A 16,549-nucleotide genomic window follows, 5' to 3' on the forward strand; every position below is an offset into this window, starting at 1 on the left:
TGGGTAATATTATTGCACTTTCATAATTCCGTTCATGATCCTCCAATGTCCCGGTACGGTGCACAGAAACGGGTAATCGCCTGGTTTGTCGGGCGCTATGAACACGATGGTAGCACTGGCTTCCGGGCTCACCAGTTCCGTTGAATGCAGGATCTCATTCATTTTCGGTACATAGTTCATGGCGATCGCATTGGATTCCCTGGCGAGCAAATCCGCTGCTGCACCCACTTTTTCCAGTGTTCCTGGCGCAGCAATGAGCAGGTTATGTTGCATAAAATCAGGGTTAGTGAAGCGTATCGTTACTTTTTGCCCTGCTTTGACCGTAAAAGTCTTTTTGTCAAATTTCATTTCATGCTCAATCACTTTGAGGTTAATGGTAACCGGCGTCCCGATGCCTTTTTTGACTACCGCTGGTTTTTCCTCCGTTGTCGTCACAGAGACTTTGATATCATTTTTGTCTTTCACGACCTGGTTGAGGTGTAATGTACTTTTGACGTCCAGCCAGCCTTGTAGCCTTGCATTTTCAGGATAATCACCCACCCGGTTTTCATCTCTCAGGTCGCGGCCCAGCCGTATTTCTTCCGGGTCAAACGGTATGGTAAATAGTGCCGCCGCCTGGCCTGCAACAGGTTTTTCATCATCGATAGCCAATGTCATTTTACCACCGTCGGCTAATGTCGCCACGATGTTGAACCGGTCGTCCGGCAACTTTTGCTCCGAGCGGATCTGGTAAGCAGTACCGTTTTGCTTAACCAGCCAATACAATTTTCCATCCTGCATGTACAAGCTGTAACCATTCTGCTTGTTACCCTGCGATACGATCACACCGGCCAGTTCTTTGTCTGCTTTGGTTACAATCGCATTGATTTTCAATTCCTTGGCCGTTATCTCAGGATGATAGATCGGTGGCGACCAGAGATTGAGTATGTAGGTTTCCTGCACGAGGCCGCGTTCAATGCGGGCAGTTAATGTGCTGTCTTTCAGTTTGGCAGCTGCATTTTTAAACCCAATCTCATGTTTGATCACCCCTGAAAATATAGCCTGCGACAAATATTCGTCAGCAGCATTCTCTGAGTCCTGGCCGGCCAGATACAACATTTTGCCAATTTCTTCCGACGCAGGCAAATCATTCAGTGCCTGAATGGTCGCAAGCCTTACTTTCAGATCCGGATCGTTGATCGAATTCGTCCACTTCAATGCAGAAAGCGTCTTTTCATTACGAGGTAGCAGTTTTACCGCATTCTTGCGAACACCCGCCGCCGGGTGACGCATGGCGCGTACCACAGTATGATACGCATTCTCATTCGATCCGTCCAGCGCTCCTAGGCCTTGTAATGTCCATAGCGCATGTACTGCGGCACTATTCAGCCCGATCTCGTCCACCGCAGGATCATTCACCAATTTGATCAACTCGGGTATCAACGTTTTGTTCTGCGATTCCACGATCAAACGCTGTGCCGTAGTGCGCCAGAACATGTTATCATTTTTCAGCGCGGCCAATAATCCGACTGCATCATTTTTGTCGAGTTTGAGTGGTGTGTATGGTTTTGCCTTTTTGTAAACGACCCTGTATATACGTCCATGCTTGTTGTCCCTCAACGGATTGATGTACGCATTGCCTTTTCCGTTTTCATATCCACGCGGGGTAGGGTTATGCTGAATGATGAAGCTGTACCAATCGGCCACCCACACGGCCCCGTCCGGGCCTACCTCCGCGTGTACGGGGGAGAACCACTCGTCGGAGCTTGCCAGCAGGTTGAAACCGTTTTTCTCTGAATAACCTGCACCTTTTGGTTTGAGCATTGCCTGGTATAAAAGTCGGCCCGTCGGTTCGCAGACAAATGCCGCCGCGTTCCAGTACTTTTTCGGGAAGTTTCGGGCTGTATACAAATTGTGTCCCGCCGCTGCCGTAAAACCACCATGAAAGTCAACCTGGCGCAGGCCTGGCGTAAGGTAGTTCATGTCATAATGCGAATCCAGCTGATACACGCTGTTACCAGAACCGTCGGCCACCGTGCGTTTCAGATATTCGAGCGGCATTGCGAAATGGCCGCTGTAATTACCATTGGCCGTAGAAATAAAAACCTCGAAGTCTTCGGAAAAGCCCAGTCCCCAGGTATTATTGGAGGTTCTTCCAATGTATTCCAGATTTTTTCCGTCCTGGTCAAACCGGTAAATACCCTGACTGAAATTAGTAGCCTTCCCATTCACTGTACCTCTGAAACCGGCATAGCCGAGTACACCCCAGACCTTATTGTCCAATCCGTATTTCAGGTTCGATGGCCCGGCGTGGGTATCACTTTTGCCCCAGCCGCTGATGATATTTTCACGGACATCGGCTTTGTCATCACCATTGGTGTCTTTGAGAAAAATGAAATGCGGTGCCTGCGAAACAATCACACCGCCATTGGCAAAGGTGAGGCTGGTAGGAATGTTCAGCTTGTCCGCAAACACGGTGAATTTATCCGCTTTCCCATCTCCATTCGTGTCCTCACATATTTTGATCCTGTCTTTGCCGGTACCATCTTCGGTACGGATCTCATTCGGATAATCTTCTGTTTCAATGACCCATAACCGCCCCTTTTCATCCCACGCCATCGCGATGGGTTTCACGATATCAGGCTCTGATGCAAACAGTTGCAGTTCAAAATCAACGGGTACCTGGATCAGTTTCTGAGATTCGCCAGGGGAGAGGGGAAGCTGGAATTTGGGGGCAGGATCACGTTTTTCGTAGTTGGGAACCTCGGCATCTTTGAACTCGGGAACCGGTAATTTCAATCTTGCAAACTGTTCTTTGGCCTCATCATTCACAGCCCAGAGAATACCATTCGTGACCAGATCCTGAAAGCCTTTTTGTTTCCAGGTACGCTCGTCGTGGCCATAAGCCGTGTAGAAAACCCGCCCTTTTCCCTGCGTCCGCACCCAGGTCCAGGGCTCATGATGGGTTCCTTCAATGCGTTCTTGTAAAACGATTATGTCGGGATTTAGCTTGGTATGCACATAGGTTTCGTCCCAGGTTTCAAACGTCTTCAAACCAGCCATGACCGGATGTTCAAGCTTGATGATAGGAGCTGTGAAAGTCCCATATTGATGTGTTTCAAATTGCCCGCCGACGGCTTTGATATACCATTCGGAATTTTGAAAACAGAAAGAAGCAGCATGTAAAGGAATGAGCGCTTTACCTCCTTCTACAAAATCTTTTAATGCAGTTTCCTGCGACGGGGTAATGGTGTTATGATTTGCATAAATGACCAACCCGTCGTATTGGCTGAGGTTTTCAGCATTTAATGCATTGGGATCGGAAGTATAGGTCAGGTTGATGCCTTTCTGGAAAAGAGGGAATGCAAGTGATGGAAAGTATTTCTCAGAGTCGTGGTGCTTACTGTCGTGGCCGAGGAACAGGATTTCCAGGCGGCGGCCTTCGGTGGATGTAGTAGCGGTAACCACCGCAGTTGCCGGGCCGGACTTTTTGGCACAACTGGCGATGATCAGGAAACAGAGTAGATTGAGTAAAAGCTTTTTCATACAACTATTATTAAAACTGATGCATATCTTTAAGTTAGGCGTTTGGCGTAGTCTGCGACCGCCCGGCGGCCCGATACGTCTGGGTGATGTCGGTCTCCGACCGATTTCGGTACGCCCTACTCGTGCCGGTCGGAGACCGGCTATCGCTCGGACGTAGTTATAAACTACGCCCAACTTTAGTATTACTTTGTCACACTGAGCGCAGTCGCTTTTGTCATCCTGAGCGCAGTCGAAGGGTTTTGCACAGTGCATATTCCCTTCGACTGCGCTCAAGGTGACAATGCTTCGTCAGTCGTCAAGAAAAGCCATACCTCTCCCACCCAGCAATTGCGCCCGCAATGCCGTCCAAAACCTATTTCAGACTTTTTCCAGAGGAGGTTAGGTTACTATTTCAATGCAATTTTATTCCTGTTCGGAGGAGTTACCCCCAATAGTTTGTTTACAAAAAAGTCCCTTTTCTTCCGGCGACCGTAAGGCCCGCCGTCACTATGTCCCATTCCGGGCACCACAAGCAGTTCGAAATCCTTATTGGCCTTGATCAGCGCATCGGCAACCCGATAGGTTGACTCCGGCGGCACATTCGTGTCAACCTCCCCGACGATCAGCAGCAAGTCTCCTTTTAGTTTGGCAGCATTGGTCACATTCGATTGTTCGTCGTAATGCTTACCGACCGGGTAGCCCATCCATTGCTCATTCCACCATTGCTTGTCGACGCGGTTGTCATGGCAGCCGCAGGCAGATACTGCCGCATCGTAAAATCCGGGGTGAAATAGTAATGCACCCAGCGAGTTTTGCCCACCTGCTGATGTGCCATAAACGCCCACTTTGGTGGAATCAACCTGTGGGTATTTGGTAGCAAGCGACTTCATCCAGGCGATGCGGTCGGGAAAGCCGGCGTCGGCGATATTTTTCCAGCAAACGTCGTGAAATGCCTTCGAGCGATTAGCAGTGCCCATTCCGTCCATTTGAACTACGATAAACCCCAGTTCAGCGATGCTCTGCATTTCGCCGTAATACCGGAACGCTTTCGGTACGAATGAGTCGTGCGGGCCAGCATAAATGTTTTCAATGATCGGGTATTTCTTTTTCGGGTCAAATTTGCTCGGACGGTACACAATTCCCCAAATATCCGTTTTACCGTCGCGGCCTTTCGCTTTGAAAATCTCGGGCAATTTGAAGCCTAGCGCGAGATATTGCGAAATATCAGCCTGTTCTAATGTCGTTACCAGCGAGCCGTCGGCCGTTTTTCTGAGTTCCGAGACAGGCGGGCTAGTCATCGTCGAATAAGTATCAATGTAGTAAGTCCGGTCCGGAGAAAACGCTAGGTTATGGTGTGCTTTGGCGTGATCCGTAAGCTTCACCAGACCGGTTCCGTCGAACTTAATGCGGTAGTAATGAATGTGGTACGGGTCTTCGTTCGCGTTCATACCATTGGCCCGAAACCATACTTCCCTTTTCTCGGTATCAATGCTGTCAATCTCCCTTACGACCCATTCGCCTTTGGTAATCTGGTTTTTGATCTTGCCCGTTTGCTCATCGACCAGGTACAAATGCCGCCAGCCGTCTTTTTCGGAAGACCATATAATTTCGTGCTTTTCGGGCTGGTAGTGGGTGTAGATCAGGTTTTGGTAAATGAATGTATCCGTTTTTTCGTCAATGATATTTTTGGTATGCCCATTCGTAGCGTCTACTTCGATTACTCTGAATCGCTGGTGGCCGCGGTCTGCCTTTTCGTAGGTAAAATGCTTGTCATCACCATTCCGCCAGCGAATCACAGGCGCATCGAAAAAATCAATGACTTCCGATTGTACTTTCACGATCTCACGTGTGCCCACATTGATCACATGCATTTCATAACTCGTGAATTCGTCGCCAGGCTGCGCATAACCTCTGGTTTTGACCTCGCCGCGAGTAGTGTTGGGCAGCGAGGAAAAAATAATGCTCACCTGCCGTTCATCCTGCGGTGTAATGCGATAGCATACCAGGTATTTTCCATCCGGCGACCAGCTCAGTTCGCCATAAGGTTTCAGCGGGTTTCCGTCGTAGGTAAGCTGTTTGGCGTCTTTTCCTTCTTTGTTACCAATGTAAATGTTACCGTTTTTGACGAATGCCCTGGTCTTTTTATCGGGCGAAACACTGTCTGCGCGGAACGGTTGCCAGCGGCTTACCTGCCGCGTCCAGCCGATTTCCTTGGCTTTTGGAAATGTAGGTTTTTCGATCTTCTGCGCCACATTGCTTTCCGTATCATAGGAGTACCACTTTCCTTTGGCCTGCATGACCACAGTATGTTTTTCCAGGTCAAAATGAAGGTCATGAACAGACAGCTTTGCGGCTGAAAATGTCGAATCCGAAGCTTTGGATAGTGCCGCGGCCAATTTTTCGTGATCGAATGCCTTGCTTTTCTTACCCTGTACCGTGTTTACATAAATGTACTCTGCGAGACTGTCTGTCAAAAAATTACGATACCAGAACGATTGACCGTCTGCTGCCCAGTTGGCCTGGATGGTCGCTTTCAGCACGGTGCCCTTTGTCAGCGAGTCCATGAGCTCCATTCTTTTATAGGAATCAGCGATTTCGGCTGAGGTAGGGTGGTAGGCGGGCAATGCGGATTTTTGCGCCATGCCGGTCAGGCAAAGCGCTGAAAGCGTGAGGGTTTGAAGGTATAATAATGTCTTTTGTTTCAATGTAAAAATCTTCATGGCATGGGTTTATGTGGACATTACGGAAATCATAAGCAATAGAATTCCTCCCGCCATTTCCGGCAGTTTTTGAATGCTTAATAAGTATTTCTGTTTGACGCTCCGATAACATTTCTGTTATCTATTTGTAAAATTAGCATTAACCAAAACTAAAAACTTGGTGTTATTTAGCGGCTTTTTTACCGATATTAACTTATTTGTCTCAGGAATTTGGCTCAAAGGTTAATTTGAAGGATTTTATTCGGCTATTTGCCCGAATAGTAGAATAATGAGTAGGTGAAAATGAGGCTGAAACTTCACAAAATTGGCATTAAATCAGCCTTTCGCGGAAATCTTTGAGATATTCTCTCGGCGACTGGCTCATCGTTTTTTTGAACACACGGTTAAAATTCGTCACATTATCGAATCCTGTCTGGTAGGAAACGTCCGAGAAACTGTCGAATTTACCCGAAACGATCATTTTACAGGCTTCATTCACTCGCAGCTCATTGAGGAAACTCACAAAGGTTTTATCCGTATGTTTTTTGAAATACCGGCAAAATGCCTGTGGGGTAAGGCTGGCGATCTCGGAAATTTCGGTGAGGGAAATGTGTTTTTTGTAATTCGCGACCAGGTACTGAAAGATCTGGTCCATACGGATACCTTCTACCTCCGAAATGATCTGTTCACTGTTGTTCGTCGCCAGCGGCTTGATATTCCGGACCGTGGAAACCTGGTGGAGCAGCCTGATAAATGAAGCTACCCGCATACTTTCCTTGCTGTGTACGATCTCGGTAATGGTTTTTTTGATCACATCGGATTCCGGTAGCTGCATGCCATTGTGCAGGCTATCGACGAATTTTCTGATGCCGGTCATTTCCGGCAGTCGTAACAGGTTTTCGGAAAGTTGGCGGGGATCGAAAAAAATGGAAATCGAATGGATCTTTTTGTCTTCTTCGGATTGAAAATATACCTCGTCACTTTTAAAAATGTGCGACTGATTGGCCCCGATAATGTACACATCACCCGATTCGAAGCGCTGCATGTAGTTTCCGGCGATCAGGATTCCGGTGCCTTCCACCACCCACTCGATCTGCACTTCGCGGTGCCGATGGAGGTGATTGTAGTAATGCGGCAACACATCTTCCTGTACCACAATGGTATGCTCCTTAGAAACAGGAATAGTAAACTGTACGACTTTCATATTAACCGAAATGTAATTCCGAGGATCAAAGTGGAATTGAGGGGGCCAATATAAGGAAGGAGCTACAATTTGTTCACATCACCCAACAAATTGTAGCTCCGGTCGCTAGCCTTCTTTCTCCGTATTTTTGATTTTCATGAGCAATGCATAAGCATTTTTGACCACCAGCCGCGTGTCACCGTTCACGCCTTTTGCTTCGATCTGCTGCTTACCCTGGCTGATCACGCCGGGGGTAACTTCCATCATTTCAAATGTGCCGCTGCCTACATCAGTAAAGACGTAAAATTTATTTTCCCAGCGCACGACGGCCTCTTCCGGCACGGTTAACGCCTTTTTGTTATCGACAGAAACCTCGCCATTCATGTACATGCCAGGAACGAGAGCAGGATTATATTTTTCGAAATGACAATGTACTTCGGCCATTCTGTCCTGATCAAGATTTTTACTGATCAGGATAATTTCTGCACGAAACTTTTTACCGGGCTCACTATTGGAGTAAGCCACCACATGCTGGCCGACCGATAATGTATTCAAATCCTTTTCAAATACATTCAATGCCAAATGAATGTCGCGTGGGTCCACGAGCTCGAAAAGCATGTCCGTGGGTGACGTGTACTTGCCTACGTTCACATTGACTTTGGAAACAAAACCATTGATCGGGGAAACAATGGCGACGCTTTTTGAAATGTTATCCGATTTGAGGCGCGCCGGATCAATACCGATCACTTCCAGCTTTTGGGCCAAAGCACTCGTCAGGATCCGTTGCGTTTCCATTTCGGCGCGGGCTTGCTGAAACACTTTGTCACTAGCGGCTTTGCTCGCATTCAGGTCTTTTTGACGACTGAACTCAGTTTCTGCCAGCATGAATTTTTCCTTCGCTGTCAGGTAATCCTGTTGTAGCTGGATAAATTGCATATCCTCCAACTGAGCCAGAATCTGTCCTTTTTTGACATGCATTCCGGGTAACATCGTGGTCGATCTCAGGTATCCGCCCAGTGGAAAGCTGAGACTCACCGTGCTCTGCGGCGGCACGTCGATTTTTCCCTGTAAGCTTAATGTACCGCTGATCTTTTCAAGTTGCGGCGTTCCTACTTCCACGCCGACGCTTTTGAGTTGTTGCGCATTGAAGGAAACAGTTTGGCCGGAGCCAGTCGAATCGACGTTTTCTGGTTCGTCGGCGGTACCAGTTTTGGGGTCACTTCCGCAGGAAATTAACAACCAGAAAGTGAGACAAATGATGCTGTATCGTTTCATTTTAATGTTTTTTTACAGATTGTTTAACTTCAATAATTCGATCACAGCCGCATTGTAGCTGGCCAGCGCCTGGATGTGTTCGCTCTTAATGGTGATGGCCTGGTCAACCAGCATCACCCATTGCAGGTAATTGATATCGCCGGCCTGGAATTGCGAATCCGCTGTGGTAATGATCAGATCAGCGTTTTGAAGGGCCTGGGTTTCGTAGTACTGCAAACTTTCAAGGTATTTTTGAGCCTGATCAGTTGCGGTTTGCAGTCCTGTTTGCGATACTAATTGAATGTACTCAGTTTGTTTCCGACTGCGCTCCCAATCGATTTTCGCAGCAGCGGCGCGGGCGGATTGTGCCTTAAAAAACAATGGCACACTCACTCCCGCGCTGACATAACTGAACCGGTCCTTACCATCATAGTATAGCTCACTACCATTCACTAGCTGCGACCCGATCAGACTTTGGTTACTATATCCAACCATCAGGTCCGGCAACTGCTTGGATTTTTCGGTCTTCCAGCGAAACCATTCTGCTTCCTGCTGAGACTTTGCCAGTTCAACGGCCGGTAACTGATCCGTGGACGATAAAACCGACACGTTTTCAATCTTAGGGCGACTGGTTAGCGGCACATATTGCAAGGAATCCTGTACAAACAGATTGAATTGTTTAACAGTAATAATCAGGTCTTTATGAAGCAAATTCAGCTGATTAGTGATCTGCTGGCGATGTGTTTGGGCGGCGGTTTTTTCCAATACATTGGCTTCCCCTTTCTCAAAACGCAGATTGGATTTAGATTCAAAAAGACCGTAAATGCTATCCGCAAACATCAGCAACTTTTTACGTTCCGTCAATGCGGCGTACTCATAAAACAACTGCCGCACACCGGCGCGTATGTCCTGCTCGGTCATGCGGGTTTGCGCACGGGAGACCAAAAGGTTAGCTTCCAGCATTTTACGTTGATTGGAATACACAGCCGGAAAACTGAATGTCTGACTGATACCAATGCGATTATCGTTGTTAATGCTATTGACTTTGCCAAAATCTGCTGTAATGCTCGTCTTGGCCAGGTCAAATGCAGTGGACTGCAAACGATCGCTGGCCTTTTCATTCAGTCTGGAAGTTTGCGCCCGAAGGTTTTTTTGTAAAGCAATTTGAATGACCTGATCGAGATCAATTGTTTTCTCAGCATTTTGCGCGTAACCCACATTCGCAATCAACAGTGCGAGGATTATGGCCACCACTTTTTTCGGGATTTGAACCTTGATCTTTGTTTCAAAAAGCAGGTAAAGCGCCGGTAACACAAACAAAGTCAGTAGGGTAGCGGTGATTAGTCCGCCGATGACCACGGTCGCGAGCGGTCGCTGTACTTCGGCCCCGGCTCCATTGCTGAGCGCCATCGGCAGGAATCCCAGCGATGCCACAGCGGCAGTCATGAGCACAGGGCGCAGCCGGTTACGTGTGCCTGTCAACACCAGTTCAAGCGAATCGGTGATGACGCCTTCCAGTTTGATCCGGTTAAATTCAGAAATGAGCACGATACCATTGAGTACCGCCACGCCAAACAGCGCGATAAAACCAACTCCCGCCGAAATGCTGAATGGCATGCCCCGCAAAGCCAGCGCAAAAACGCCCCCAATCGCTGACAAAGGAATGGCCGTGTAAATGAGCGCACCTTCTTTGACCGATGAAAATGCGAAATACAGCATGATAAAAATCAGCAGCAGCGCCACCGGAACGGCAACAATCAGTCTGGCCTTGGCCTGTTGCAGATTTTCAAAAGCGCCACCGTAAGTGATGGTATAACCTGCTTCAAACTTGATTTTGGCATCTACTTTTCGTTGCAGCTCCTCCACAATGGACTGCACATCGCGGCCCCGCACATTGAACCCGACAATGATCCTCCGTCTGGTATTTTCGCGCTGGATCTGGTTCGGGCCCTCAATTTCTTTAATGGAAGCCACTTGATAAAGTGGGATTTGAATGCCGGAAGGTGTTGAAATAGGTAGGTTTTGTACATCATTGATGTTCTTCCTTCCTTCATTACCAACGCGTACTACGAGGTCAAATTTCTTCTCTCCTTCGTAGATCTGGCCAGCGGCCGCGCCTGCAAATGCGGCATTAATGGTACGGTTGACGTCATCAATGTTCAGGCCGTACTTCGCGATTTCGCTTCTGTTGAATTCAATGACGATCTGCGGCATACCGGTCACTTTTTCAATGTACCAGTCGGCAGTACCGTCCACCGTTTTGGAAATAGCGCCCAGTTGTTCAGCGTAGGTGGCCAGTTTATCCAAGTCCTCCCCGAAGATCTTGCAAACCACATCCTGCTTGGCTCCCGTCATCAGTTCGTTGAACCGCATTTGAACCGGGTACTGGAAACCGGTCGTGACGCCGGGCATGACTTCCTGGGCTGTGGCGGCCATTTTGCCCGCCAGTTCCGGGAAAGTTTTCGCGCTGGTCCATTCCGATTTATCTTTCAAAACAATGATCATATCGCCGCCTTCGATCGGCATTGGATCGGTCGGTATTTCAGCGCTTCCTATTCTGGAAACGACCTTTTCAACTTCGGGATAATGGTCTTTTAAGCTTTTCGAAATACGATTGATCGCCTCAATGGTGGTACTCAGGTTGGTACCCACAAGCAGCCTGGTTTCCGTTGCAAAATCACCTTCTTCCAGCTGCGGGATAAACTCGCCGCCCATTTGGGAAAACAAAAAAACAGCACCTCCAAATAAGCCAAAAGCGATCATTACCAATGTTTTCTTGACCATTAATGCCCTGGTCAGCATTTTGTGATAGCCAATTTCCAGTCTTAACATGATGCGGTCGGACAGGTTAGGCTTGTGCGAGATTTTTTTACTGATAAACATCGCGCTGATCATCGGTACATAAGTGAGCGAAAGAATGAATGCGCCGAGAATCGCAAACGCCACCGTTTGCGCCATCGGTTTAAACATTTTACCCTCTATGCCGGATAATGAAAGGATCGGCAGGTACACGATCAGGATAATGATCTGCCCGAACACAGCGGCATTCATCATGCGCGACGCCGAACCGGTTACCTCGGCGTCCATTTCTTCCTGCGAAACAGTATCAACAGTTCGGTATTTTTTGGAAAAATGCATATGGTGTAAAATCGCTTCCACAATGATGACGGCCCCATCGACAATCAGTCCAAAGTCCAGCGCACCAAGGCTCATGAGGTTACCGCTGACACCGAAAATGTTCATCATAGCAATGGCGAAGAGCATGGAAAGGGGGATCACAGACGCCACAATGAGCCCTGCACGCAGGTTTCCAAGAAAGAGTACCAGGATCAAAACCACAATGAGCGCACCTTCCAGCAGGTTACTTTGCACAGTACCAATGGCATTGTTGACCATTTTGGTACGATCCAGAAAAGGCTCTATTTCAAGACCTTCCGGCAATGTCTTCTGGATTTCGGCGATGCGGTTTTTTACATTCTCAATCACTTCCGAGGAATTACCGCCTTTGAGCATCATCACGATTCCGCCGGCGAGTTCACCTTTTCCAGCCATCGTCAAGGCACCATATCGGATCGCCGAGCCCATGCGGACTTCTGCAATGTGGCTGATCAGAACCGGCGTGCCGCCACTGTTGTTTTTGACCACAATATTTTGAATGTCGTCGGTAGTACGAGCCAGGCCGACGCTGCGGATGTACATCACCGTCGGGCCTTTTTCAATGTACGCGCCGCCGGTATTCTGGTTATTTTTGCTCAATGCAGTGAATACGTCGCTGATCGTCAGGTTGGCGGCTTTGAGGCTCGACGGGTTTACGGCAACTTCATACTGCTTCACTTCCCCGCCGAATGTGGAAACGTCGGCCACGCCAGGGGTACCGAGCAGCTGCCTGCGCACGATCCAATCCTGAGTAGTACGCAGGTCGGAGAGCGAGTATTTCTTCTCAAAACCGTCACGCGGCTTGATCACATACTGGTAAATCTCTCCCAGTCCGGTCGTGACGGGCGCCAGTTCTGGTTTGTTCGCATTTTCATCGATTTCCACCTGGGAAAGACGTTCGGTCACCTGCTGCCTGGCCCAGTATACATCAGAGCCGTCTTCAAACACAATGGTGATCAGCGAGAGGCCAAAGCGGGACAGACTGCGGCTTTCTTTGAGCCCCGGAATGTTGCTGATTGCCTGCTCGATCGGGAAAGTAATAAGGCGTTCGACGTCTTCTGCCCCGAGCGAAGGCGCCGTGGTAATGATCTGGACCTGATTATTGGTGATATCGGGCACTGCATCTATGGGTAACCGGCTCACTTCATAACTGCCGTAGATAATCCACAGCAACATGAATATGCCGATTACCAGCTTGTTCTCCACAGAGAACCTGATAATTCTGTTTAGCATAACGAATTGAAATATAAATACATAGCAAAAGGGCTATGGACGCATAAATGGATGCGCACATAGATTTACAGGCATTCAAATCCTGTACTGCGTATGTATTTAAACTTGCGGGGGCCGGAAGAGTGAGCGCAAAGCAGCGTGATAGTGCAACTGAGGCTTATGAGGGCCATAGTCGGCCTTGACGGGCCAGGTGGTATTCTTGAAGGTAAAGCTGGTAGAAAAGGGAGTAAAAAGGAAGCTGGTGTGTTGTATTTCAAACTTCTTGAAAGGCAGTTGCATGTCTTTATCGTCGTCATTATCATTGAGATCATCGCCCCAATAATGCATGGAAAGGAAATCCATGAAACTGATATCGTGGTTTAATGCCTTATGCTCCACAAAATGACTGATGAGAGAAGGTACCTTGAACACCTGGTACAATGACGTGGTGTCAAGTATCAGGATCGTCAGCATAATATGTAGGATAAACCTTTTCACGGCCCTAAAATACGTCCGGACAGTTGTCTTTGCAAGTATTACCTGGTAGTTTTTTGACAATGTAAACTACTGTGGCTAGATGGTTACATCATTGACAGAATAGTACCTTTAAACAAAAACTCCCCGGGCTAATGCGGTTTCGCATGACCCAGGGAGTTTTTGTTTGTGATTCAACAGTTTACAGTCGCAGGCCGATCTCTGCCAGCGAGGTGCCGTTATTTCTTTGCCTCCTTCACGGCCGAAATCGGGAATTCGCCATCCTGGGACACGATGGTACCGCTTAGTTTTTCGCCATCCTGAGTCAATGTAAAAGTCAGTAAGCCACCCTGGAAATCCAGTTTAAATGTGACTTTGCTCTGATCAATGGTCAACTCCTTCATTTCCATTTTTTCAGTTGATCCCAGGTAACCAATGGTCTTGTCATCCTTTTGTTCAAATGTCATAACCCCTGTCTCGTATTCCGGCGGTACATTGGTCACCGTGTATTTCCAGGTTCCCAGCAGATCGTTAGCAACGATGGCCTTTCGAGCTGCTACGGAGAACATGCTAATGGTCACGAGCAGAATTAATAAATAATTTACCTTTTTCATGTTAATAGATTGGATTAAATGTTTTTGTTTGATGCAACATAAGTCACCGCATCGGAGGCCAAATTAGAGAATTGGGTTTATGAAACAAACCCAACTATGTTATATTTTTGATAAATAAATTACAATACTATAAATCAATTGGTTGACTACTTTTTCGCACGTTACTAAACCCGTTATGACCGAAATTAACCGCCGAAAGTTTATCAAAATGTCCGCAGGTGCGGGTGCTGCATTGAATTTATTGCCTCCATTGATCAGAAAAGCACTTGCAGTGGACGCTTACAATCCTACGAAGAGTATTCAGGATGTGCAGCATGTGGTGATCCTGATGCAGGAGAACCGCTCTTTTGATCATTATTTTGGAACAATGCGCGGGGTAAGAGGCTTCGGCGACCGGTTCCCTATTCCGCTGGAAAGTGGGAAAAATGTATTTTTTCAATCAGACGGAAAGCGGGAGGTGGCTCCTTACCGGGCGGATAAAAAGACCATGAATGCTGCCCTGGTAAATGGCACACCGCATGATTTCCCGGATACGCAGGCCGCATGGAACCAGGGGAAATATGGCTGCTGGCCGTTGTTCAAGACGCCTTACTCGATGGCTTACTACACCCGCGAAGAGATCCCATTCCAGTATGCGTTGGCGGAATCTTTCACGATATCAGATGCCTATCATTGCTCCGTAGCGACAGGCACTGATCCGAACCGCATTGTTTTCTGGTCTGGTTCTAATTTTGATCCTGAAAAAAGAGCGGCTGGTATCAATTGTACCGATGCTGACTCTGAGCCTGTTAACCTGCGTTGCTGGCCGGAACATGCCGACGGTACTGACAAGCCCCATTTGATGCCCGAGCCCGGCTACGTGTACCGCGGTTCGTCCTTCAAATGGGATACCATTCCTGATGTTTTGCAAAAAGCAGGTGTCAGCTGGCGGATTTATCAGGACCCGAATGATAACTGGGAGGGTGCGATGCACGGCTGTCTGGCTTTTGAGAGTTTTCGCACCGCAAAACCCGGATCGCCGATCTACGAAAATGGAATGAAACACTGGTCGCTCGACGATTTGACCCAACAAGTAACGGATGGTACATTGCCACAGGTAAGCTGGATTTTGCCTTCTAAGAGCAATTCCGAGCATCCGAGCGGGCCGTCGAGCCCCAACCGGGGCGGAGATTTTACGCACCAGGTACTGACGGCCATTACCTCCAATCCCGAGGTTTGGAGCAAAACGGTTTTCTTTCTCACATTTGATGAAAACGACGGACTGTTTGATCATTTGCCAGCACCCGCGGTGCCATCATTTAATATCGACGGTACGCTTGCAGGCAAGGCCACACGCGACCTGGCGGGCATGTATTTCAACAATGATAAAGGTACCACGCCGTTTCCCAGTCCTTTCCTGGAAGCCAGCATGAAAAAGGGTGGGGAAGTAAAAAAAAGGATTTATCAGGACAAAAGGGACACGATCAGCGGAAACATCCGGCCGTGGGGAATGGGGCCGAGGGTACCTATGTACATCATATCACCTTGGAGCAAAGGCGGCTGGGTCGATTCCCAGGTGGCCGATCACACTTCTGTCGGGCAGTTTCTTGAAAAGCGTTTTAAAGTCAACATTCCGGCGATCAGTCCATGGCACCGAGCGGTCAGCAGCGACCTTTCTTCTGCATTTGATTTTGTAAATCCGAATGATCCTGTTTTTCCAAAACTACCTGACACTGCGAATTACGCTGATCTGGAAGCATCGTCGAAGTTGCTACCGAAAGCTGCCGCGCCGGAGTCGTCTGCGCCCTTGTTTTACGAAAAAGGGACGCGGTTCTCACGCGCATTACCCTACCGTTTGCACACGCATTTGGAACTGACAACCCATTCAAACGAAATCCGGTTGAAATTTGAAAATTCAGGATCCGCGGGAGCTGTGTTTCATGTTTATGACCTCAAACATCTGGACCGTATTCCAAAACGGTACACGGTGGAAGCAGGTAAGGAACTCGTCGATGAATGGGACGTTTCGCTGGATGGTGGCGATTACGATCTCGAAGTTTACGGTCCGAATGGATACTTTCGCAAGTTTGCAGGCAGCAGAAAGCATGTGGGACCTGAAATCGCCGTGCGTTATGATCATCAAAAAGGCATACTGAATCTGGAACTGCGAAATGCCGGCAACACACCCATAAGCCTCACCGTTACTTCCAATGCTTATGATCATGGCGGACCGTGGTCGCTGCTGGTGCCGGCTCATGGTCATGTGACAAAAGCATGGCCGCTGGCTAAATCGGGTAACTGGTATGATTTCTCGGTGAGGGCTTCGGAGGAGAATGGCTTTGTGCGCAGGATCGCGGGTAGGGTCGAAACCGGCAAGCATAGCATCAGCGATCCTGCGGTATAGTTGAGGAGGTGAGAGTCAGGCGCGATTTTATATATAAATGTTAAATCCACATGTGTGGCATTTAATTCAT

The 16,549-nt window shown here is 48.2% G+C and carries 8 protein-coding genes; 1 reads left to right on the top strand and 7 read right to left on the bottom strand.

Annotated elements, in window-relative coordinates; translation table 11 throughout:
• Positions 1 to 9: 9 nt before the first annotated feature.
• From ABIO93_RS09015 to ABIO93_RS09045, 7 genes are all read right to left on the bottom strand, one after another.
• Positions 10 to 3,525, bottom strand: a complete 3,516-nt coding sequence (locus ABIO93_RS09015; RefSeq protein ID WP_348066706.1) for a PVC-type heme-binding CxxCH protein — start codon at positions 3,523 to 3,525, stop codon at positions 10 to 12.
• A gap of 386 nt (positions 3,526 to 3,911) precedes the next feature.
• Positions 3,912 to 6,224 carry a DPP IV N-terminal domain-containing protein gene (locus ABIO93_RS09020; protein ID WP_348066708.1) on the bottom strand — a complete coding sequence of 771 codons (2,313 nt, stop codon included), beginning with the start codon at positions 6,222 to 6,224 and terminating at the stop codon, positions 3,912 to 3,914.
• 310 nt (positions 6,225 to 6,534) lie between these two features.
• Positions 6,535 to 7,407 carry an AraC family transcriptional regulator gene (locus tag ABIO93_RS09025; RefSeq protein WP_348066710.1) on the bottom strand — a complete coding sequence of 291 codons (873 nt, stop codon included), beginning with the start codon at positions 7,405 to 7,407 and terminating at the stop codon, positions 6,535 to 6,537.
• 105 nt (positions 7,408 to 7,512) lie between these two features.
• Positions 7,513 to 8,661 carry an efflux RND transporter periplasmic adaptor subunit gene (locus tag ABIO93_RS09030; protein ID WP_348066712.1) on the bottom strand — a complete coding sequence of 383 codons (1,149 nt, stop codon included), beginning with the start codon at positions 8,659 to 8,661 and terminating at the stop codon, positions 7,513 to 7,515.
• 12 nt (positions 8,662 to 8,673) lie between these two features.
• Positions 8,674 to 13,029, bottom strand: coding sequence for a CusA/CzcA family heavy metal efflux RND transporter (locus ABIO93_RS09035; RefSeq protein ID WP_348066714.1), 4,356 nt, complete (start codon positions 13,027 to 13,029; stop codon positions 8,674 to 8,676).
• A gap of 99 nt (positions 13,030 to 13,128) precedes the next feature.
• Positions 13,129 to 13,506, bottom strand: a complete 378-nt coding sequence (locus ABIO93_RS09040; protein WP_348066716.1) for a hypothetical protein — start codon at positions 13,504 to 13,506, stop codon at positions 13,129 to 13,131.
• Positions 13,507 to 13,721: 215 nt separating this feature from the next.
• Complete coding sequence (locus tag ABIO93_RS09045; protein WP_348066718.1) at positions 13,722 to 14,096, bottom strand: hypothetical protein; 375 nt, start codon at positions 14,094 to 14,096, stop codon at positions 13,722 to 13,724.
• A 175-nt stretch (positions 14,097 to 14,271) separates the two neighbouring features.
• Between ABIO93_RS09045 and ABIO93_RS09050 the strand changes: the two genes are divergently transcribed.
• Positions 14,272 to 16,479: a phospholipase C, phosphocholine-specific gene (locus ABIO93_RS09050; protein WP_348066720.1), complete on the top strand. Its 2,208-nt coding sequence runs from the start codon at positions 14,272 to 14,274 to the stop codon at positions 16,477 to 16,479.
• Positions 16,480 to 16,549: the final 70 nt, after the last annotated feature.

The sequence above is a fragment of the Dyadobacter sp. genome (assembly GCF_039919315.1).
Classification (GTDB): domain Bacteria; phylum Bacteroidota; class Bacteroidia; order Cytophagales; family Spirosomataceae; genus Dyadobacter.